Origin of the sequence: Macrococcus brunensis (assembly GCF_004359615.1) — a bacterium.
Taxonomy (GTDB): Bacteria; Bacillota; Bacilli; order Staphylococcales; family Staphylococcaceae; genus Macrococcus; species Macrococcus brunensis.
Window position 1 is genome coordinate 86,013 of record NZ_SCWA01000004.1, and the last position, 20,423, is coordinate 106,435.

Sequence of the window (20,423 nt, forward strand, 5' to 3'; positions counted from 1 at the left end):
AGAAGTAATCTAGCTGATTTTATTTCTGTTATTTCCATCACAGTATCACGGTTTCATATTATTTTTTTGAGGTGAATTATGGAAAGAGAAAAAAAGTTACAGCTTAGAAAGTCAGTTAAGCCTTACGAACAGACCAGCCTTCAGATCAGTACGATTCAGATTCTGAATACATTGGTACCTTATATTCTACTGATTGTAATCGGATTCCTACTATATAATGTCCATCCTATTCTGTCAGTTCTGTGTGGTACGATCGGCGCTTTCTTTCTGGTCCGCAGTTTCATTATTTTTCACGACTGTACACATGGCTCGTTCTTCAAGAACAAGCAAGCCAACAAGATTCTTGGCAATATTACAGGTTTTCTGACGTTATTTCCATATGAGAAGTGGCGCAGGGAACATATCACGCATCACGCGACAAGCGGTAACCTTGATAAAAAAGGTACCGGCGACATCTGGATGATGACCATTGAAGAGTATAAGGAGGCAACGCCTGCTAAACGTCTGGCATACCGCCTTTATCGCCATCCATTTGTGATGTTTGTACTTGGGCCTATCTATCTGCTCTTCATCACTAATCGTGTCAATGTGAAAGATGCGAAGTCAGCAGAAAGACGGAATACACATCTTCATAATTTAGCGGTTATCGTTATCTATGGTCTGCTGATCTATTTACTCGGACCAGCGCGATTCTTCAGTGTGATGGGGCCTGTCCTGTTTATTGGAGGGATGCTCGGTATCTGGATGTTCTATATCCAGCATACATTTGAGGATTCATATTTTGAAGATGAAAGCCAGTGGGATTACGTTAAAGCAGCAGTAGAAGGCAGCTCATACTACCGACTCCCTAAACTGTTTCAATGGCTGACAGGGAATATCGGCTATCATCACGTACATCACTTAAGTCCGAGAATACCGAATTATATGCTTGAGAAAGCACATAATGAAGTGACACCTCTGCAGCATGCGACGACGATCGGTATCCGTAAAAGTTTCGAGTCTCTAAAATACAAACTGTATGATCCGGAACAGAAGCGTTTCATCACATTCAGTGAATATAAAAGATTCGCTAAATAACAAGAACCCTTACCAGCTGGTAAGGGTTCTTCGTTTATTGACGTTCAAATAATCTGGCATTACGTCCGTGCAGTAAGTAGTAGAGGATAAGACCGACAACAGCGAGAATAGCCATCAGCTGGTATAAACCATGCATACCGACTGAAGGAATCAGATAACCGAGTCCATAAGGGCCAAATCCAAGTGCGAAATCCAGAAAGATGAAATAAGTTGATGTAGCGAGCCCGATTTTATGCGCATCAGTCACTTTAATCGCAACAGCCTGTGCAATGGACTGAATATTACCGTAGCCGAGACCGATGAAGATAGCACTGAGGAGGAGCAGTAGGGCGCTATGGGTCACACTGAGAAGCAGCAGGCCAATAGCGAAACTGATAAATGCCGGAATCATGACAACATTAGTTCCTTTAGTATCCATCAGCCGACCTGTAATCGGACGTGAGATCAGTACAGCGATGGCATAGACTAAGAAGAAAAAGCTGCCGGCTGCGACTAATCCATTTTCTTTAGTGAAAAACGAGATAAAACTTAAAATACTGGAGTAGGCAGTTGCTGCTACGAGTACAACCACCGCAATCGGTAATGCATTCTTATCGATGAAGTCGCCGAGACGGAACCCTTTATCCGCTGAAGTCTGTGGCGTCAGGTTCTCATTTACTTTGACGAATGAGAGCATGAGTAATGCTGCTACTGCCAGCACGAAGCAGACGATAAAAAGCTGCGGGAACGAGATAAAACGTAGTAAAGTTAAGCCGAGAAACGGGCCGACAGCTGTAGATAACACTGTACTCATACTGAAATAACTGATGCCTTCACCACGACGGGTAACAGGTGTAATGGAAGCAGCGATAGTACCTGTTGCGGTAGATGCGACGCCACTACCGATTCCATTGACGAGTCGCATGACAAGCATCAATGTTAAGTTGCCGGAAAATAAGTATAGTCCTGTTGTAATCGTAAAGATAATCGTACCGATGACCAGAATTTTCTTCTGACCGAGGATATCGATATATTTACCCGCCCAGAAACGGCCGATCAAACTGCCGACGATAAATATCCCTGAGACGAGACCTGCAATGCTTTGGTTGACATGATATTCGTCGACCGCATAACCGCCGATGGTCACTAATAATAAATACATGGATAACATAATAATGAAATTGATAAGAGAAACTAAAATGAAGTTCTTTGTCCATAAGGGTTCTTTAATAGGGGTATGCAATTTATTCATCCTTTCCTTTTTGCAGGTGCTGATAGATAGTGGAGAGTTCATTTGTCACTAAATCAAGCTGTTCGACATCTGCCAATATTTCTGTCTGTTTTTGAATCACTTCATGCAGCATAGTGGTATAGTGTTCGCTGCCTGCTGTGGTCAGCGTCAATATTTTTTCGCGCTTATCTTTTCCTTCAGAAGTTTCAATCAGATTCAGTTCGATCAGACGACGAATGACTTTAGTAGCTGTGGGCTTTTCGATACGACGACTCCGCGCAACTTCAACAAGTGTAGTCGGTTGCTGCTTCGCGATTTCTTTAAAAACAAGCCATTGCGCTGAAGACAGCTGGTGCTTCGTCAGGACCTTATTCATGTCTTCTACATAAAGACGACGGACATCCAGTATTAAATCGAAGAATCGTTGAGATTGTTCCATAAAAATTCTCTCCTTTAATTAGTTAGCCTAACTAACTATATCAAAAAGATAAAAGATGTCAATAAAAAAAGATGGATACCGTAGTATCCATCACATCATGTTATTAGATGAAACGTGTATTGACGAATTTTTCAATGACATATTCTTTAATACCTAAGTGGCTGTTTTCACGGCCGAAACCGGAATGTTTAACGCCACCGAATGGTGTCTCTGGTTGTGAGATAGCAGTAGCATTGATACCTACTATTCCATATTCCAGGCGACGAGAAATTTCCTGAATCACTTTTGCTGAAGAAGCAAACGCATAAGAAGCGAGTCCGAACTCTGTATCGTTTGCCATTTCAATCACTTCATCAAGCTCTTTGTAGCTGATTAAAGGAACGACAGGGCCGAATGTTTCTTTATAGAAGATATCCATTGAGCGGTCGACACCGTCAAGAACAGTCGGTGCATAGAAAGTTCCCTTTGCATAGTCACCTTCAGTAAGACGTTCGCCGCCAAGAAGGATTTTAGCACCTTTAGAAGTGGCATCGTCCAACTGTTCCTGGATTTTATCAATAGCATCTTCACGAATCAATGGTCCAATGTCGCTGGATTCGTCCATCCCATTACCGACTTTAAGTGTTTTCACTTTTTCAACTAAACGTTCTGTAAATGTATCTTTAATACTCTCGTGGACAAAGATACGGTTAGGTGAGACACAGACCTGACCATTGTTACGGAATTTTGCCGATGTCAGTCCTTCAACAGCCGCATCGATATCTGCATCGCTATGCACGATAAACGGTGCATGACCGCCTAGTTCAAGAGAAATCTTCTTGAGCGTATCTGCAGATTGTTTATAGAGTTCTTTACCGATAGGTGTTGAACCTGTGAACGTGAGTTTACGTACTGTATCAGAATCTGTCATTGTTTTACCGATCACTTCTGAACTACCCATCACCAGGTTAACAACACCAGTCGGTAATCCAGCTGCTTCGAACTGTTCAAAGATAGCAAGAGCCGTCAACGGTGTGTCACCAGAAGGTTTGAGAACAATCGTGTTTCCGGCAGCAAGAGCAGGCGCCAGTTTACGTGTGACCATACCAGCCGGGAAGTTCCAAGGTGTAATGGCACCCACGACACCAATTGGCTGATAAACGATTTCAAATTTATGATCGTTTGGTGCAGGAATCAGTTCACCGTATAAGCGACGGGATTCTTCAGCGTTCCATCTGAATAAGTCTGCACCGCCTACAGATTCTACTTGTGATTCTTTAAACGGTTTACCTTGCTCAATCGTCATCACTTCAGCGATATAATCTGCATTTTCTTCAAGTAAGTCTGCTACTTTATTCAGCAGTTCGACTCTATCTTTCAGCTCCATATCACGCCACGCCGGGAATGCTTTTTCAGCAGCTTCTATTGCACGCTTAGTTTCTGCTTCACCTGCTTGTGCGACTTTGGCAATGACTTCGCCTGTTGCCGGGTTGATGACTTCTTTCGTTTCTTTGCTGTCACCCTCTACCCACTGACCATCTATAAATAACTGAGTGTGTACTTGTTCAATAACGTTACTCATGTAAGAAACCCTTCTTTCATAATAGTTATATTTTAGTAATTCCCGCTTCACCTGCCATTAAACGTTAAGGTATAATGCCTGTATGAATAAGAGGAGGCTCTCGATGGAAGAAGTAAAGAAAGTAAAATGGTCTTTAGTAATTGTACTTGGTCTCCTAGCAGCGTTCGGTCCGCTGTCCTTGGATATGTATTTGCCGGCATTACCGCAAGTAGCGGATGATCTATCAACGTCTGCCTCTACAGCACAGCTCAGCTTGACCGCATGTCTGATAGGACTGGCACTCGGGCAGGTACTTGTAGGTCCATTGAGCGATGTGATTGGTCGTAAAAAACCTTTAATTACCGTTTTAATTGTTTATGCGTTCGCATCTCTGCTCTGTGCTTTTGCGGATAATATTGTCTTTTTAGTTGTTCTAAGATTTATTCAAGGTGCGAGTGGTGGTGCAGGGGCTGTCATTTCCCGGGCTATTTCCAGTGATATGTATCAAGGTAAGGCACTCACGAAATTCTTAAGTATGCTGATGCTGGTGAATGGTCTTGCACCTATCTTAGCTCCGGTTATTGGCGGACTGATTCTCAGCTTCTCGACGTGGCACATGGTGTTCTATATTCTGGCAGCTTACGGTGCACTGATGGTCATATTGAGTCTGCCACTTGATGAATCGCTCCCACCTGCTGCCAGACGGGAAGGTGCGTTTTCTGTAATATTCAGCGACTTCAAAGCGCTATTTAAAAATAAACGTTTTGTCATTATGCTGCTCCTGCAGTCACTCACTTACGGCGTGTTATTCAGTTATATTTCAGCTTCACCTTTTATCACCCAGAAGATTTTCCATCTGAGCGCTCAGCAGTTCAGCTATATGTTTGCAGCGAACGGAGTCGGTCTGATTATCGCGAGTCAGCTGACGGCGAAACTGGTCGACCGCTATGATGAGTTCACTATACTCAAGTTCGGTCAGATTGTACAGCTTACTGGCATGCTGCTCACAGCTGCCGTTCTTCTCCTGCATCTGCCGGTCATGCTGCTCTTTGTTGCTTTCTTCTTGCTGATTGCACCAGTCAGCATGATTGGTACAACAGGCTTTTCAATCGCGATGCAAGTCCAGAAGCAGGGTGCTGGCAGTGCATCTTCAATACTCGGTTTAATGCAGTTTATGATGGGTGCCTTGTTGTCGCCGCTCGTCGGTGTGATGGGCGAAACATCTGTGATTCCGTTTATCGTTATCATCTTGATTTGTACAGTAAGCGCGCAGATTGTCCGAATGATGAACCGCAAATATTTTATGGATATTATTCAGGACTAGAGAACTAGGACAGTGTTTGTAGTCTGAATTGACCTGAAGCTACGTAAAGTCCTGCAAAAGCAGTTAGCGGGACTTTACTCTTCGTAAGGCATGATTCCATGCACATATTTAGTGAAAAAAAACAGCGCTCATCTCTAATGATATTCAGAGATGAGCGCTGTTTTAGTTTTCAAATGACCTGTGTCCTGTAATTTTAAATCAGGAGCTGCACCGCTGCATATAATGCAGCGAGATGAGCGCTTAGGAATAAGAGATAATAGATAAAAACAGGTAGACGGGTCATCTGACCTAATAAGGCGCCGTCCCATGTCTGATTACGGTCATGAAAATATAAAGCACTGATTGTAAATGACGTAAGGATGGTATCTGCCAGGAGCACTGCAAGGATCAGTTGATAGATGATATCGTTCAACAGCGTATACTGATACTGTGGATTAGCCATCATAAAATACATAAAGGTCCCCAATACAATTAAGACAATCAGTGGCAGCCATTTTCTCGAGGTTTTTATAAAATAGTAAGTGAATATCATGATGAGTGTCAGCCAGAAGATAACAGGTTGATGGTATTGTAAAGAGAGGATGCCTGTTAACAACATCATCGGTGGAAAAAGATAACCACCTATCATCGTCATAAATTGATTGAATGCATGTCTTGTGCGTGTGACTGCATAGCCTGCACGGCCTGTTGTTTTTCTCTCGTAGCGGTTCGTGACGATAATAATATCTTCTACTTTTCCGCCGGTCAGCTGGCAGAACAGAGCATGGCCGAATTCATGAAGTAAAGTCGGGATAATATGAATCCAGCGAAGTAAAAAATGCTGCTGGAATCTGATGTTGATCAGTGTATAGAAAATGGCGATGCCAATAATAAACCAAGGATATAAAGTAATAGGGGATAATAAGAAATCAAACATTAAATCGCTCCTTTAACAAAAATCTAACATATAAAAAGATGCATCTCATCGGTCGTGAGATGCATCTTTCAAATATTTATGATGTTTTTTTCTTCTTTGGCATGAAACTATAAATAAGTAATGCCAGACCTGAAAGAATAGAAAGAGTGGTTAAACCGATAATCCAGCCGAAATGATCTTTAAAAAACTTCTTCATGGCATAACGGTTATAATCTTCATAAGTGACTGTAGCGGGTTTATCATTACTGTCGACAAACTGCCGTTTATAATCATATTGAACGATACCATTTTCATATTTAAATGTGCCTTTTTGCTTCTTGTCTACAATATCGTAAAGGTCTTTTGCAACATAAACTTCCTGATCCCCAAACTGATGTTTACCTTTGGCCAGGACTTTCTGATAGGAATAGCGCCCGTAAATTTCATCCATGATGGCATTTGCCATAATATTGCGGTTAAATTCTGCAGGAGGATCATACCAGTCCATTACACCCATCATCGTCAGGATGATACGCATATTATTTTTATGACCCGTTATCGTAGTGTTAAATCCAGCCGTATCGCTTGATCCGGTCTTTAAGCCATCTACACCTTTATAACCGAGTTTAGCACCTTCCAGGGAATGATTGTATGTATGGAAAGTTTCTTCGTCCTGTGTGCCTTTTTTTATCGTCACTTCGACTTTTTTTGTGTATTTCAGAATATCAGGAAATTCACTGATTAGATGTTGTGTCAGAATAGCATAATCTTTCGCGCTTGAAATATTATCATCGTCTTCAGGATAACCTTTTGCTTTGTACTGCAGCAATAAGTTATTAGGCGCCCCGACAGGATTATAATAATGTGTATGTGTCATGCGCAGTGTTTTCGCCTTCTGATTCATTTTGTCGATAAATGCGGTATCATCTTTATCAACGAGTGAAGCAAGCATATAAGTCGCTACGTTTGATGAATCTGTTAAAGCGGTCTGCAGGAGTTCATCGACGGTATAAGACGCGCCAAGACGCATATGGTTGTTGCTGAGCATCGGTAATTGCGAAATCGCATAGAACTTATCATTGACTTTAACTTTAGTGTTTTTGCTGAACTTGCCTTGCTCCATTGCCTGATAGACGAGATAAATCGTCATCAGCTTAGACATTGAAGCAGGTGGCCACTTTATATTTGGCCGGTCTGCATAGAGAATCTGACCATTTCGTGCAGCGATGACCATAGTACCATGAGGTGCATACTGCTCGCCGATATAAACGCCTTGTTCGTTAGCGATTTCGACTGGGGATTTTGCGTAGGCTGAAGAACAGAATAAGGCAGTGATTATCATAAATGAAAGCAGTGTTTTGATATAGGTAGACATGATTAAACCTCGATTAGTATAGGGGATGTTTTAATCTTATCACATCTTGCAGTAAGCGTGAGCATTTATTCTCAACCCATGATATAGAGGATAGTAAGAGGAAAACCGACATTTATTATTCGATTTTCAAACGATTTCATGACATCTATAAAAAGCATCGTTCGTTTATTAATAAAAAAGATATATTCATACCCTAAAATCAATGCTATAATCTTTCTATCAAAATTAAAGGTGGAAAAAATGAATCTATACTTACTGCTTAATATTTTAGGTCTCTTTGTATTCATACTCGTTGCTTATCTTTTTTCACGCGACAGAAAAAATATCAACTGGAAAGCAGTGGCGATTATGCTTGTCGTCAACTTATTCCTGGCTTGGTTCTTCACACAGTTCCCTTGGGGACGTATTGCTGTAAAATGGGTAGCAGATGGCTTCAGCTGGATGCTGAATGCGGCTTACGTAGGTATCGGTATGCCATTTGGCAGCTGGACAGCGCCGGGTCCTGGCAAAATGGATATGGCTGTCTCTGCTTTACTGCCGATTCTCTTCATTGTGCCGCTCTTCGATATCCTCATGTATATCGGTGTTCTGCCATTTATCATTAAATGGTTCGGCTGGCTGATCTCTAAAGTGACAGGCCAACCAAAGTTCGAATCATTCTTCTCTGTAGAGATGATGGTATTAGGTAATACAGAAGCACTTGCTGTTTCTAATGCACAAGTACGTGAAATGAGTCAGGCGCGTGTACTGTCTATTGCCTTAATGTCGATGAGCTGTATTTCAGGTTCTATCGTCGGTGCTTATGTGACAATGGTTCCAGGTGAACTCGTTCTGACGGCTATTCCGCTGAACATCATCAATGCGATTATTATCGCAACGATCTTAAACCCTGTTCGTCTGACGCCGGAAGAAGATTATATCGTTGAAATCAAGGAAGAAAAACGTCAGCCATTCTTCTCATTCTTAGGAGATTCTGTGCTGGGTGCTGGTAAATTGATTTTAATCATCATCGCATTCTTGATCGCATTCGTATCACTTGCTCATTTCATTGATATGTTACTGTCATTACTTGACCGCTTCACAGGTATGGAAATTCGTTTAGCGACAATCCTTGGGCTGATCATGGCACCATTTGCCATGTTACTCGGCTTACCATGGGATCAGGCCTTAACAGTAGGTGGTCATATGGCGACTAAAATCGTAACGAACGAATTCGTTGTTATGATCGGTATCCAGGATGCACTGAAAACAATGCCTGAACATATGAAAGCAGTCCTTGTTACGTTCCTGATTTCGTTCGCCAACTTCTCAACAGTCGGTATGATTATCGGAACATTGAAAGGAATTGTCGATGTGAAAACTTCTGACTTTGTCAGCAAGTATGTACCGATGATGCTTTTAGCAGGTATTCTTGTTTCATTATTATCAGCTGGCTTTGTCGGATTATTCATCTGGTAATTTTACAACAACTTCATAAAGAATCAATAAGAGGTTAATAATCGGGATGTATACTTAAGGTGCTAGAGAAAATGAAAAAGGAGGCTTTTTCATGACTAACCGAGTGCTGAGAGACTTACGTCGCAGATTAAAACAATCCCTGATTCCTAAAATGCCGACGACTGCATAAATAGACTGACCATTTGGTCAGTCTATTTTTTGTATTTGAGGGTATGGGATAGTATTGATGAAGTAAAGGAGAGGCTTAGATGAATATCAGTGGCAATAAAGTAGTGTTAGTGGGGAACGGCGCAGTGGGCTCGAGCTATGCGTTCAGCATGATGAACCAAGGTCTCTGTGATGAATTTGTGATTATTGATCTGAATAAAGACAAAGTGACAGGCGATGTCATGGACTTGAATCACGGTGTACTCTATGCACCGAGTCCGACTAAGATTAAAGCGGGTGATTACAGTGATTGTCATGACGCGGCGATTGTCGTTCTATGTGCAGGGGCGGCTCAGAAGCCGGGTGAAACAAGACTAGACCTTGTGAACAAGAATCTGGCCATTTTTAAGTCAATTGTTGATGAGATCATGGCTTCTGGTTTTGATGGCATTTTTATTGTCGCGACTAACCCAGTAGATATTCTAACGTATGCAACCATGAAGTTTTCAGGGCTGCCGACTCATCAGGTAATGGGTTCAGGAACGATTCTTGATACCGCACGCTTCCGTTATTTACTGAGTGAACGGTTCAATGTAGCACCTGCCAGCATCCATGCCAATATCATCGGTGAACACGGCGATTCTGAACTTGCTGTCTGGAGTACGGCAAATATTGCCGGCATGTCTTTAAAGGATTATCTTGAAAAGCACCCGGAACATGACGGAGAATTAGAGACGATTGTGGATGATGTCAAAGAGGCAGCATATCGTATCATTAAAGCAAAAGGCGCTACTTTCTACGGGGTCGCGATGGGACTGATGCGTATTACTAAAGCGATATTGAATAATGAAGAAGCGGTACTGACCGTCTCTGCTTATTTAGACGGTGAGTATGGACATAAGGATATCTATATCGGTGTGCCTGCTATTATCAATCGTCATGGAATCAGACAAGTGATTGAATCCAGACTGAATGACGAAGAAAAAGAACAGCTTGATCAGTCTGTTGCGACGCTTGTCCAGTATCTGCCTCGCTGAACAAAACCTGTCCGGGTTGTTTAACAAGCGCCTGATAAGGTAAAGTAGTCATGGACTATAGTTAAAGGAAAGCGAGGATTTATATGAAGATTTCTCTGAAGACCGTATTAGTGGTCATGTTAGGTTCATTTCTTTTTTCAGTGGCAGTGAATATGTTTATTATTCCTGCCAATTTAGGTGAAGGCGGTGTGACAGGTATGTCACTCATCTTCTTATATGCATTCGGCTGGTCGCCCGCTATTACAACATTCGTCATGAATATGTTGCTGCTGGCAGTCGGCTATAAATTTTTATCAAAACGTTCAATGGTGCTGACGATTGTCTCGATTATCTCTTTATCCGTCTTTCTGAGACTGACAGAATCTTGGCAGCTGCACCTGGACGAAGTACTGGTCGCACCTATATTTGGCGGATTTATCATCGGTATTGGTATCGGTCTGATTGTTATGGTAGGCGGCACAACTGCCGGTACAACGATTTTAGCGCGTATCGCCCATAAGTATCTGGACGTCAGCACTTCATATGCGCTTTTATTCTTCGATTTAATCGTTGTTGCGATTTCACTTACAGTTATGCCGATTGAAAAAGCACTCTTAACAACGCTAAGTCTTTATATCGGTACAAAAGCGATGGACTTCATGATTGAAGGAACAAACCCGAAAAAAGCTGTCACGATTATTTCGCAGAATCCGGAACCGATTGCAAAAATGCTCGATGAAGATATCGGTCGCGGTGTGACACTCTTAAGTGGTAAAGGCTATTATACGAAACGTGAGACAGACGTACTTTACTGCGTCATCAACAAATTACAACTGACAAAGACAAAACGGATGATCAGAAAAATCGATCCAAATGCATTCGTTGTAGTCCACGATGTCAGAGATGTACTCGGTAACGGCTTTATTACAGAAGACTAAGGAGGCAGTCATGAAATTCATGAACTTAGGCAGTCGGGAAAATGCCAGTCGATATGTTGCAGTTGAAATGTTTAAGGAAATTCATTTTAATGAATGTACACTCTTAGGCTTGGCAACAGGCGGTACGATGGAAGAGATGTACCAGGAATTAGTAGAGCTCCTAAAGCGTCATCAGACGGATATCTCCTGTCTTGAGACATTTAATTTAGATGAGTACTTTAACCTTGATATCAGCCACCCGAATAGTTACATGAGTTACATGAAAAAGCACTTCTTTGATCCGATTGGGATGCAGAATTCTCAGTTCCATCTGCCGGACAATGATCTGTTTGATGTAGAAGAGGACAATCTGCGTTATGACGCAGCCATTCGTGATAAGGGACCTCTGCATATTCAGCTCCTCGGTATCGGTGTCAACGGTCATATCGGCTTTAATGAGCCGGGGACACCATTTGATAGTAAGACAAGGGTCGTTGAACTTTCACCGGAAACGATTGAAGCGAATGCCCGTTTCTTTGATAAGCAGGACGACGTACCTGTCCAGGCGGTGTCGATGGGGATAGAGACGATTCTCTATTCTAACCGCATTCTGCTCCTTGCGTTGGGTGATAAAAAAGCAGATATCATGGCTAAACTGTATCATATGACAGAACCGGATATCGCTGTTCCGGCGAGCAGTCTCCTGACGCATCCGAATGTAGAGATTATTATGGACGAAGCTGCTGCTCAGTATATTACGTTTAAATAAAAAGATTCCATTAAGCACATGCTTAATGGAATCTTTTTATTTAGAGCATATTTGACAGCAGTTCCTCATTCTTCTCTTTAAAAACTTCATTATGGCTGGAAACTGTGCCCGCCTCACTTGCTGTTGGATCAATATAAGTCTTTGCAAGGTTCGCAGCATTTGCCGCATCATGGAAACAGCCGGCCATCAGCTGAACTTTGCTATCGTGTGACAATATATCACCAACTGCGTAGACACCTGGAACCTGCGTCGAAGAATCTGCATGACCTTTAATATAGAAATTATCTTTACGTTCGAGCTTAATGTCACATTGATCGAGCAAATCGCTCTCCATATGGAAGCCATGGTTGATGATCACATCATCTACTGCGATTTCCCGAGGTTCACGTGTGCGGCAATGCTGGATGATAACAGATTCAATCGCATCACCTTCAGCCTGCAGAGAATGGATGGAGTGACTCATAATTTTTTCGACACCCCGGTCATCGAGCTTACGGACCATTTCTTCATGCCCCTTGAAATCATCTTTTCGGCATAGTATGGAGACGTGTGCAGCAAACGGTGCGATGGCATATGCCCAGTCGACTGCTGCATTGCCGCCGCCTGAAATAAGCACACGTCTGTCTTTAAAACGGCTGAGTGATGGTACAACATAATGGAGGTTCGCCACTTCATACCGTTCAGCACCTTCTATCGCCAGTTTCATCGGCGAGATAATACCACTGCCAATAGCGATGATAACTGATTTAGATAAGTAGGTGTTTTGATCAGTTGCTACTTCAAAGAGCTGTTCTTCTTTTTTCGTTATATTCATGACTTTCTCGCTCAGATGGACCTCTGGCTCAAAAGTCAGACCTTGTGTGATCATATCGTCTACAATCTCACCGGCTGGTTTGGGGGCAATGCCGCCGATGTCCCAGACAATTTTTTCCGGATAGAGATTGACTTTACCACCGAGTTTATCCTGGTATTCGATGATGCGGACTTTCATGCCACGTAATCCTGCATAAAAAGCAGTATACAGACCAGCCGGGCCACCACCGATAATCGTTATATCTAATAATTGACTCAAAATAAAGTCTCCTTACTGCGTTAAGTTGCGTTGTTCACCATTATACTATAAAATGAGTGCATTGATAATGATTATCACTTAAAAAGTGAAGGCGGTTTAAAATGGAAAGATTATCTGGAGAAAAAATAACAATCAGCTACGGCGAGCGCGACATCGTCAAAGAACTGTCAGTCCATATTCCTGACGGTAAAGTTACATCCATTATCGGACCTAACGGTTGCGGTAAATCCACCCTTTTAAAGGCGATGGCCCGCATTATCCCTGTTAAGGATGGGCGAGTTGTGCTTGACGGTAAAAACATACATCAGCAATCAACGAAAGAAGTAGCGAAAAACATTGCCATACTCCCGCAGTCACCTGAAGTAGCAGACGGACTGACAGCAGGCGAACTGGTCAGCTACGGGCGTTTTCCATATCAGAGCGGTTTCGGTCGACTGTCAAAAGAAGATAAAGAAGCCATCGACTGGGCGCTTCATGCGACAGGTACATATGAGTTCAAACATCGTGCTGTCAATGACTTAAGCGGTGGACAGCGTCAGCGTGTCTGGATTGCGATGGCACTTGCACAGAAGACAGATATCATGTTCCTCGATGAACCCACTACTTATCTGGATATCTCCCATCAGCTTGAAATACTTGATCTCGTGCAGACATTGAACCGTGAACAAGGGACAACGATTATTATGGTCTTACATGATATCAATCAGGCGATTCGTTTTTCGGATCATTTAATAGCCATGAAAAAAGGTGACATTATTCAGCAAGGTTCACCGGCAGAAGTCTTAACGCATGATGTACTGGAGGAAGTCTTCAATATAGATGCAGAGCTCAGCCAGGATCCTCGTACAGGAAAGCCTCTGCTCATTACTTACGACTTATTATGTAAACACTACACGAGGATTTAGTGATGAAGTTAACACTCAAACCTATTGTTCTCAGCTTTTCTATCTTTCTGGCGATTGCTGTGATGTTGATTATTTCGTTCTGTCTAGGTACTACGAACTACTCTGTGCAGCAAGTCTTTGATGCATTTTTTTCTTATCAGAACACTGAAAGCCAGAATATCATCAGGGATATCAGAGTGCCGCGTGAGTTAGGTGCACTGCTTGTCGGTGCAGCTCTGGCCTGCAGCGGAGCCATTATGCAAGGTGTGACGAAGAATGCACTCGCTGATCCGGCGCTACTTGGACTGAACGCAGGTGCTGCCATGATGATCAGTATAGCGATGGCCGTTTTCAAAGAGACCAACTTCCTGCTGCTCATGACAGCGGGCTTCTTAGGTGCGGTCATCGGCGGTACACTTGTCATGGTGATCGGCAGCTCTAGACGAGGTGGTTTCAATACGATGCGTATTGTTCTGGCAGGTGCGGCTATCTCGGCTTTACTAACCGCACTGGCTGAAGGTATCGCGTTATTCTTCAGATTGAATCAGAGTATTACATTCTGGTCAGCAGGTGGTGTAGCGGGAACAACCTGGCAGCAGCTCAAGTTTGCGGCACCCGTTATTCTCATTATTATCGTGATTGCTTCACTGACTGGCAGACAGCTGACGGCACTCAGTCTCGGTGAAGAGATGGCACAAGGCTTAGGTGTAAATACGCATCGTATCAGGGTGATTTTCTCTGTCATGACGATGCTTCTGGCAGGGGTGGCTGTATCACTAGTCGGTTCTCTGGCTTTTGTCGGGCTGATGGTCCCTCATATCGTCAGATTGCTTGTCGGAACAGACTATCGTCTCATACTGCCGTTCTCAGCGCTGGTCGGCGGACTGTCGATTGTAGCAGCTGACACTGTTGCACGTCTTGCAGGCGAATCGCCGCTCGGGGCTATTATTTCAATCATTGGTGTGCCGTTCTTTATTTATTTAGTAAGAAAGGACGGTAAACTCTTATGATAGAAACACATAAAAAACGCAGACAGCTGATTATTTTAGTGGTTCTTTGCATAGTGGCACTGTTAACGATGGCGTTCAGCATGACGACCGGAGACTTTAAAATGACGGTCCCGCAGTTCTTCCGTACATTGTTCGGTAACGGAGATGCGACAGATACGATGGTGCTGTTTGAGTTCAGAATGCCGCGTCTTGTCGTGACTATACTAAGCGGCATGGCACTAGCTGTCAGCGGAGCGCTGTTGCAGAGTATTACGAAGAACCCGCTGGCTGATCCGGGTATTATCGGCATCAATGCGGGTAGTGGCTTCTTTATTGTCCTTTTAATCATGTTTATGCCGGTCGACAGCAGTACATTCGTTTATATACTACCGTTATTCAGTATGATCGGCGGTTTGCTGACCGCTTTATTCATATTTATCCTGAGTTATAAGAAGAACGAAGGCATTCAACCGGTCAGAATGATTTTAATTGGTGTAGGGATGGCGACAGCTTTGAGTGGCGCCTCCATTATGATGACGTCGACCTTTAAAAGTGACCAGATGGAGTTCATCTCTGCCTGGTATGCAGGTTCTATCTGGGGCGATACATGGCCATTTGCCATCATGCTTGCAGTCGCAGTCTGTATACTGTTGCCGATTGTCTTTATGAAGGCTAATACACTTAATATCCTCAACACTCATGAACATATCTCGACTGGTGTTGGTGTCGGTGTGAACAGACAACGGATGATTCTCGTCTCTATCGCTGTATTTTTAAGTTCTTGTGCAGTCGCAGTCAGCGGAGGTATTGGCTTTATCGGTCTTCTTGGACCCCATATCGCACGCAGTTTAGTCGGACCCAGACACCAGATGTTTATGCCGATAGCGCTGCTGATCGGTGCTATTCTTCTGGCACTGTCCGATACACTGGGGCGAATTCTTCTGCAGCCGGCGGGTATCCCGGCAGGTATTATTGTGAGCATTATGGGCGCCCCTTATTTCCTCTATCTGATGAATAGAAGTGCGCAGAATGAATATTAGTGGTTATTTATTGGTATAGTAGAATTATAACTATACGTTAATGGAGTGATGAAGATGAAAAATCATCCTTTAGTCAAAGCATACAGAAAGTTTGTCGCGAACCGTACATCGCATGCGATCGGCTTTATCGGCCAGCCTGATGCCGGTAAGAGCAGTCTGATTAATCAGCTGCTGCCAAAGGCTAAAGCTTATACCGGTGTCCATACCGATGCGACGCTGACGGCACAGTCCTACCTGCATCCTGTCTACGGCGAACTCGTTGATTTCCCGGGCGTCGGTACGGAGGAAATTACGCTAGTACAATATAAGAAAATCATTAAAACAAGTGGTATTCAGCGTTTCTATTATATTTTAAGCAGCAAAATCAGAGAGACGGATATGGACCTCATCAAGTATTTGGCGAAAGAAGGAAAAGAGATTCATTTCGTCTATAACAAAGTCGATGCCTTGATTGATGTCAATCATTCAGAAAGCAGTGAGCTGCTGCGCCATACTAAAAATACGGAACTCAAAGTGATGCTGCGCGGTGTATTGAAAGAACAGAAAGACTATTTGTTCACGAGTGCTTTAACAGGCGAAGGCATAGAGACTTTAAGAGAACAGATTCATAAGCAGATGGAAGAGATGTACGAAACATATCTCAAGTACTACCAAAGTGAAGAGATGAAGGATAGCTATCTGAACTACAAAGTGAACTCAGTCTTCCCCAAACTTTTTACGCCTGCACTTAAAGAAGTCATCTCCCATCAGAACTATACGACACTCGAGCGAACGATTCGCAGCCACTTCAGAGTTGAAGCAGACGACGTCTATGACAAATTTCATCAATGGCCGTCTATAGAGAAGCATGTGAAGGAGATTGAACAGCAAGGGTCAACACTAACGAAGATGATGGACATGACAAAGATGGCTCAGATGGTCCGCAGTGCATTTAAATTAAAATCAATCAATCCTATTCAGGCTGTCTTCAGTTCCCTGGTCGAAGCGGGTATGGCACAGGCACTTCCTGCTGTGCAAGCTATGATTCATTATACGAATGATATGAGAGAGGTCGCAAAGTATATTTTAGATAAGTCGACGCCTCTTTACAGATAAAGATGCTCTTCGGAGCTTCTTTTTTTTATGATTTTATGCAATCGTTTGCAAAAAAAGTGTTGACGCTTAATTGATAGGGGTGCTAAGATGAATTTAATGATGAAAACGTTTTCTAATAATATATAGCTAAAGGAGATTAAGAGATGAAAAAATCGTCATTGTTAATACTTGTTCTATCTTTAATTTTTGCTTCAGTTCTCGCAGCCTGTGGTAACTCAGGTTCAGGTGGTGGTACTGCTAAGAAGGGTGACGGCGATCAGGTTACAGTCAATGTCTTCCAGTTCAAAGTAGAGTTCAAACAACAGTTTGAAGAAATGGCTAAGAAATATATGGCTGACCATCCAAACGTTAAAATCAACATTGAAACAGTCGGAGGCGGTAACGACTACGGTCAGGCATTAAAAGCTAAAATCGCTTCTAAAAACGAACCAGATATTTTCAATATCGGTGGTCCGGAAGATCTGAAAGTACACGCGAACCGTTTAGCAGATTTATCTGATATGAAATCAACTAAAGCGGTCATCGATGAAGCTTTACTTGCACCGGTTCAAAAAGACGGTAAAACTTATGGTATTCCAATGAACCAGGAAGGTTATGGCTTAATCTATAACAAAGAAATCTTCGAAAAAGCAGGCGTTAAAGCAGAAGATATCAAAACGTTAGACGATTTAGAAAAAGTAGCACAAACAATCGATTCTAAAAAAGATGAATTAAAATTAAGCGGCGTCTTTGCTTTACCAGCGAAAGAAAAATGGGTTTTAAGTGACCACGCAGCAAGCATGTTCTTAGCTAAAGATTTCGACAATGACATTCAGAAAACAGCAGAAGCTAAAACATTACCATTCACTCAAAAAGATCAGTTAAAACAATACTTAGATATCCAGAACAAATACTCTAAACAGCCTGTTGCCTCTCTTGATTACTCTCAACAAGTAGAAGAATTATTCTCTACTGGTAAAGTAGCGATGATTCAACAAGGTAACTGGGCTTATCCAACAATTGAAGGAGTTAACCCAGAAGTAGCTAAAAACGTCGGCATCATTGCTGTACCAACAGGTTCAGGTGAAGCGACAATTCCAGTAGGGGTTGCCAATAACTGGGCAGTCAACAAAAAATCAGATGAAAAAGTTCAAAAAGCAGCTAAAGAATTCTTAGACTGGTTATACACATCTGATGAAGGTAAAAATATTGTCATGGAAGACTTCAAGTTCATTCCAGCTTATAAAGACTACGATACTTCTAAAATTGCTGACCCATTATCAAAAGAAATCTACAAGTATTCAGAAGAAGGTAAAACATCTGCATGGGTATTCAAAGGTTATCCAACAGGTTACACTGACGATGCTTTAGGTGCTTACTTACAAGATTACTTAACAGGTAAAATTTCATTTGATGAAGCAATCAAAAAATCTCAAGATGCTTGGGAAAAAGCAAGAAAATAATAGTTTAAAAAGGGGGTCACATTGCGTGCACTCCCTTTTTAAAATCTGAGGTGAAAAAATGAAGACAAAAAGTTTTGCGTTCTGGCTGTTCCTCCTGCCTGTACTCGTCGCATTGTTAATGGTCATCATCGTCCCGTTTTTATATGGTATTTATTATTCATTTACCAACTGGAATGGTGATACATCGCAGGTGCCTGACTTTATCGGCTTTGATAACTACATCAACCTGCTCAGTGATGACACATTTAAAAACGCGCTCTGGTTTACGTTCAAATATTCTATAGCAGCCGTATTCATCATTAATATTATCGGTTTAGGACTGGCACTGTTAGTGACAAGTCGTATTAAATCAAGAAACTTCCTTCGTACGATTTTCTTCATGCCGAACTTGATCGGTGGATTGATCTTAGGTTTCATCTGGCAGTTCATCTTCACGAAAGTATTTGCTTCTATCGGTGAGGCAATTGGTTCTGAATGGATGCAGGGTTGGCTCAGTGATACGACGACCGGCTTCTGGGGTATGGTCATTCTGTCTACTTGGCAGATGGCAGGTTATATCATGATTATCTATATCGCTTATCTGGAGAATGTGCCAGCTGACTTACTTGAAGCAGCAGAAATAGACGGTGCGAATGCGTGGCAACGCTTCAAAAATATCACGTTCCCGCTTGTGGCCCCTGCTTTTACAGTCAGCATGTTCCTGACATTATCAGGTGCATTCAAGATTTACGACCAGAACTTATCACTGACGAACGGTGGTCCTGGTAACTCAACGAAAATGGTGGCGATGGATATTGTCGATACAGCGTTCAAAATGAACTTGATGGGTTCTGCCCAGGCGAAAGCGGTCATTTTCTTCCTGATCGTTACAGCTATCAGCTTAATCCAGGTTTACTACAATAAGAAAAGAGAGGTGGAGATGTAATGAAAGCAAAATGGTATATTCTTGAGGTTATTGCACTCGTTATCGGTCTTCTCTGGTTATCACCTTTCTACTTAATGATTGTCAATGCCTTTAAAACAAAGCTTGAGATTTTCGATAATACCCTTGCATTACCGAAAGAAAAGACTTTCCAGAACTTTATCGATGCATTCCAGCAGCTGAACTTTGCACAGACGTTCCTGAACTCTGTTCTTGTATCGGTTGCCAGTGTTGCGCTGATCATTATCTTCTCCAGCATGGCGGCCTATGCACTTAGCCGTAACAAAGGAAAAGCATCTAACTTTATTTTCTTCGTATTCGTAGCAGCGATGCTCGTACCGTTCCAGTCTGTAATGATTCCACTCGTTAAGATTTTCGGGGATCTGCAGAGCTTGAATATCTGGGGGCTGATGTTTATGTACCTCGGTTTCGGTGCAAGCTTATCTATCTTCCTGTATCACGGTTCACTGCAGGGGATTTCAAAATCGCTCGATGAAGCCGCAATGATTGATGGCGCGAGCAAATGGCAGATTTACTGGCATGTTATCTTCCCACTCTTAAAACCTATCTCAGTGACAGTCGGTATCCTGAACGTCATTTGGATCTGGAATGACTATCTGTTACCAAGTTTAGTGCTCGGTCCTGGTCAGGAAACAATTCCGCTGAAGTTATTCTTATTCTTCGGTCAGTATACGAAGCAGTGGCATTTCGCACTGGCAGGCTTAACGATTTCAATTATCCCTGTTATCATCGGTTACTTCTTTGCCCAGAAACAAATCATCAAAGGTGTTTCTGACGGCGCAGTGAAATAA

General features: G+C 42.5%; 19 protein-coding genes. 13 read left to right on the top strand and 6 right to left on the bottom strand.

The features are described 5' to 3' along the window. Nucleotides 1-78 precede the first annotated feature (78 nt). Complete coding sequence (gene desA / locus ERX27_RS03120) at nucleotides 79-1,077, top strand: Delta(5) desaturase DesA (protein WP_133431381.1); 999 nt, start codon at nucleotides 79-81, stop codon at nucleotides 1,075-1,077. 34 nt (nucleotides 1,078-1,111) lie between these two features. Here the strand turns inward: desA and ERX27_RS03125 are convergent, their stop codons facing one another. The 3 genes from ERX27_RS03125 to ERX27_RS03135 form a co-directional block, all read right to left on the bottom strand. Next, on the bottom strand, nucleotides 1,112-2,308 hold the full coding sequence (locus tag ERX27_RS03125) for an MFS transporter (RefSeq protein ID WP_208001745.1): 1,197 nt from the start codon (nucleotides 2,306-2,308) through the stop codon (nucleotides 1,112-1,114). Further along, on the bottom strand, nucleotides 2,301-2,726 hold the full coding sequence (locus ERX27_RS03130; RefSeq protein WP_133431382.1) for a MarR family winged helix-turn-helix transcriptional regulator: 426 nt from the start codon (nucleotides 2,724-2,726) through the stop codon (nucleotides 2,301-2,303). The genes ERX27_RS03125 and ERX27_RS03130 overlap by 8 nt, the downstream gene beginning before the upstream one ends. A 103-nt stretch (nucleotides 2,727-2,829) precedes the next feature. Further along, nucleotides 2,830-4,287, bottom strand: coding sequence for an NAD-dependent succinate-semialdehyde dehydrogenase (locus ERX27_RS03135; RefSeq protein WP_133431383.1), 1,458 nt, complete (start codon nucleotides 4,285-4,287; stop codon nucleotides 2,830-2,832). Between the two features lie 103 nt (nucleotides 4,288-4,390). On the opposite strand from ERX27_RS03135, the gene ERX27_RS03140 reads away from it, so the two are divergent. Then, nucleotides 4,391-5,590, top strand: coding sequence for a putative multidrug effflux MFS transporter TcaB (locus tag ERX27_RS03140; protein ID WP_133431384.1), 1,200 nt, complete (start codon nucleotides 4,391-4,393; stop codon nucleotides 5,588-5,590). Between the two features lie 193 nt (nucleotides 5,591-5,783). On the opposite strand, the gene ERX27_RS03145 is transcribed toward ERX27_RS03140, so the two are convergent. Together ERX27_RS03145 and ERX27_RS03150 are read right to left on the bottom strand one after the other, a co-directional pair. Then, nucleotides 5,784-6,506 carry a M50 family metallopeptidase gene (locus ERX27_RS03145; RefSeq protein ID WP_133431385.1) on the bottom strand — a complete coding sequence of 241 codons (723 nt, stop codon included), beginning with the start codon at nucleotides 6,504-6,506 and terminating at the stop codon, nucleotides 5,784-5,786. Nucleotides 6,507-6,582: 76 nt separating this feature from the next. Next, the gene (locus tag ERX27_RS03150) at nucleotides 6,583-7,860 is read right to left on the bottom strand and encodes a DUF1958 domain-containing protein (RefSeq protein ID WP_133431386.1); all 1,278 of its coding nucleotides are present in this window, start codon (nucleotides 7,858-7,860) and stop codon (nucleotides 6,583-6,585) included. Nucleotides 7,861-8,100: 240 nt separating this feature from the next. Between ERX27_RS03150 and ERX27_RS03155 the strand changes: the two genes are divergently transcribed. The 4 genes from ERX27_RS03155 (at nucleotide 8,101) to ERX27_RS03170 (ending at nucleotide 12,167) form a co-directional block, all read left to right on the top strand. Next, on the top strand, nucleotides 8,101-9,318 hold the full coding sequence (locus ERX27_RS03155) for a NupC/NupG family nucleoside CNT transporter (protein ID WP_133431387.1): 1,218 nt from the start codon (nucleotides 8,101-8,103) through the stop codon (nucleotides 9,316-9,318). Nucleotides 9,319-9,566: 248 nt separating this feature from the next. After that, nucleotides 9,567-10,502: an L-lactate dehydrogenase gene (locus ERX27_RS03160; RefSeq protein WP_133431388.1), complete on the top strand. Its 936-nt coding sequence runs from the start codon at nucleotides 9,567-9,569 to the stop codon at nucleotides 10,500-10,502. Nucleotides 10,503-10,585: 83 nt separating this feature from the next. Next, entirely contained in the window at nucleotides 10,586-11,419 is an 834-nt protein-coding gene (locus tag ERX27_RS03165; RefSeq protein ID WP_133431389.1) for a YitT family protein, read from the top strand. Between the two features lie 10 nt (nucleotides 11,420-11,429). Continuing rightward, nucleotides 11,430-12,167, top strand: a complete 738-nt coding sequence (locus ERX27_RS03170; RefSeq protein ID WP_133431390.1) for a glucosamine-6-phosphate deaminase — start codon at nucleotides 11,430-11,432, stop codon at nucleotides 12,165-12,167. Between the two features lie 40 nt (nucleotides 12,168-12,207). Here the strand turns inward: ERX27_RS03170 and ERX27_RS03175 are convergent, their stop codons facing one another. Beyond that, nucleotides 12,208-13,239: an NAD(P)/FAD-dependent oxidoreductase gene (locus tag ERX27_RS03175; RefSeq protein WP_243715857.1), complete on the bottom strand. Its 1,032-nt coding sequence runs from the start codon at nucleotides 13,237-13,239 to the stop codon at nucleotides 12,208-12,210. Nucleotides 13,240-13,340: 101 nt separating this feature from the next. Here ERX27_RS03175 and ERX27_RS03180 point away from each other — a divergent pair, with 101 nt between their 5' ends. The 7 genes from ERX27_RS03180 to ERX27_RS03210 all read left to right on the top strand — a co-directional run bounded on the left by ERX27_RS03180 (nucleotide 13,341) and on the right by ERX27_RS03210 (nucleotide 20,423). After that, a complete protein-coding gene (locus ERX27_RS03180; protein WP_133431392.1) occupies nucleotides 13,341-14,144 on the top strand; it encodes an ABC transporter ATP-binding protein in 804 nt (267 codons plus the stop codon). Nucleotides 14,145-14,146: 2 nt separating this feature from the next. Further along, nucleotides 14,147-15,133, top strand: coding sequence for a FecCD family ABC transporter permease (locus ERX27_RS03185; protein ID WP_133431393.1), 987 nt, complete (start codon nucleotides 14,147-14,149; stop codon nucleotides 15,131-15,133). Further along, entirely contained in the window at nucleotides 15,130-16,152 is a 1,023-nt protein-coding gene (locus ERX27_RS03190; RefSeq protein WP_133431394.1) for a FecCD family ABC transporter permease, read from the top strand. Before ERX27_RS03185 ends, ERX27_RS03190 begins: the two co-directional genes overlap by 4 nt. A 54-nt stretch (nucleotides 16,153-16,206) precedes the next feature. Then, entirely contained in the window at nucleotides 16,207-17,247 is a 1,041-nt protein-coding gene (locus ERX27_RS03195; protein ID WP_165983067.1) for a GTPase domain-containing protein, read from the top strand. Between the two features lie 143 nt (nucleotides 17,248-17,390). Beyond that, complete coding sequence (locus ERX27_RS03200; protein WP_133431396.1) at nucleotides 17,391-18,689, top strand: ABC transporter substrate-binding protein; 1,299 nt, start codon at nucleotides 17,391-17,393, stop codon at nucleotides 18,687-18,689. Nucleotides 18,690-18,747: 58 nt separating this feature from the next. Beyond that, on the top strand, nucleotides 18,748-19,614 hold the full coding sequence (locus tag ERX27_RS03205; protein WP_133431397.1) for a carbohydrate ABC transporter permease: 867 nt from the start codon (nucleotides 18,748-18,750) through the stop codon (nucleotides 19,612-19,614). Next, nucleotides 19,614-20,423: a carbohydrate ABC transporter permease gene (locus ERX27_RS03210; RefSeq protein WP_133431398.1), complete on the top strand. Its 810-nt coding sequence runs from the start codon at nucleotides 19,614-19,616 to the stop codon at nucleotides 20,421-20,423. The genes ERX27_RS03205 and ERX27_RS03210 overlap by 1 nt, the downstream gene beginning before the upstream one ends.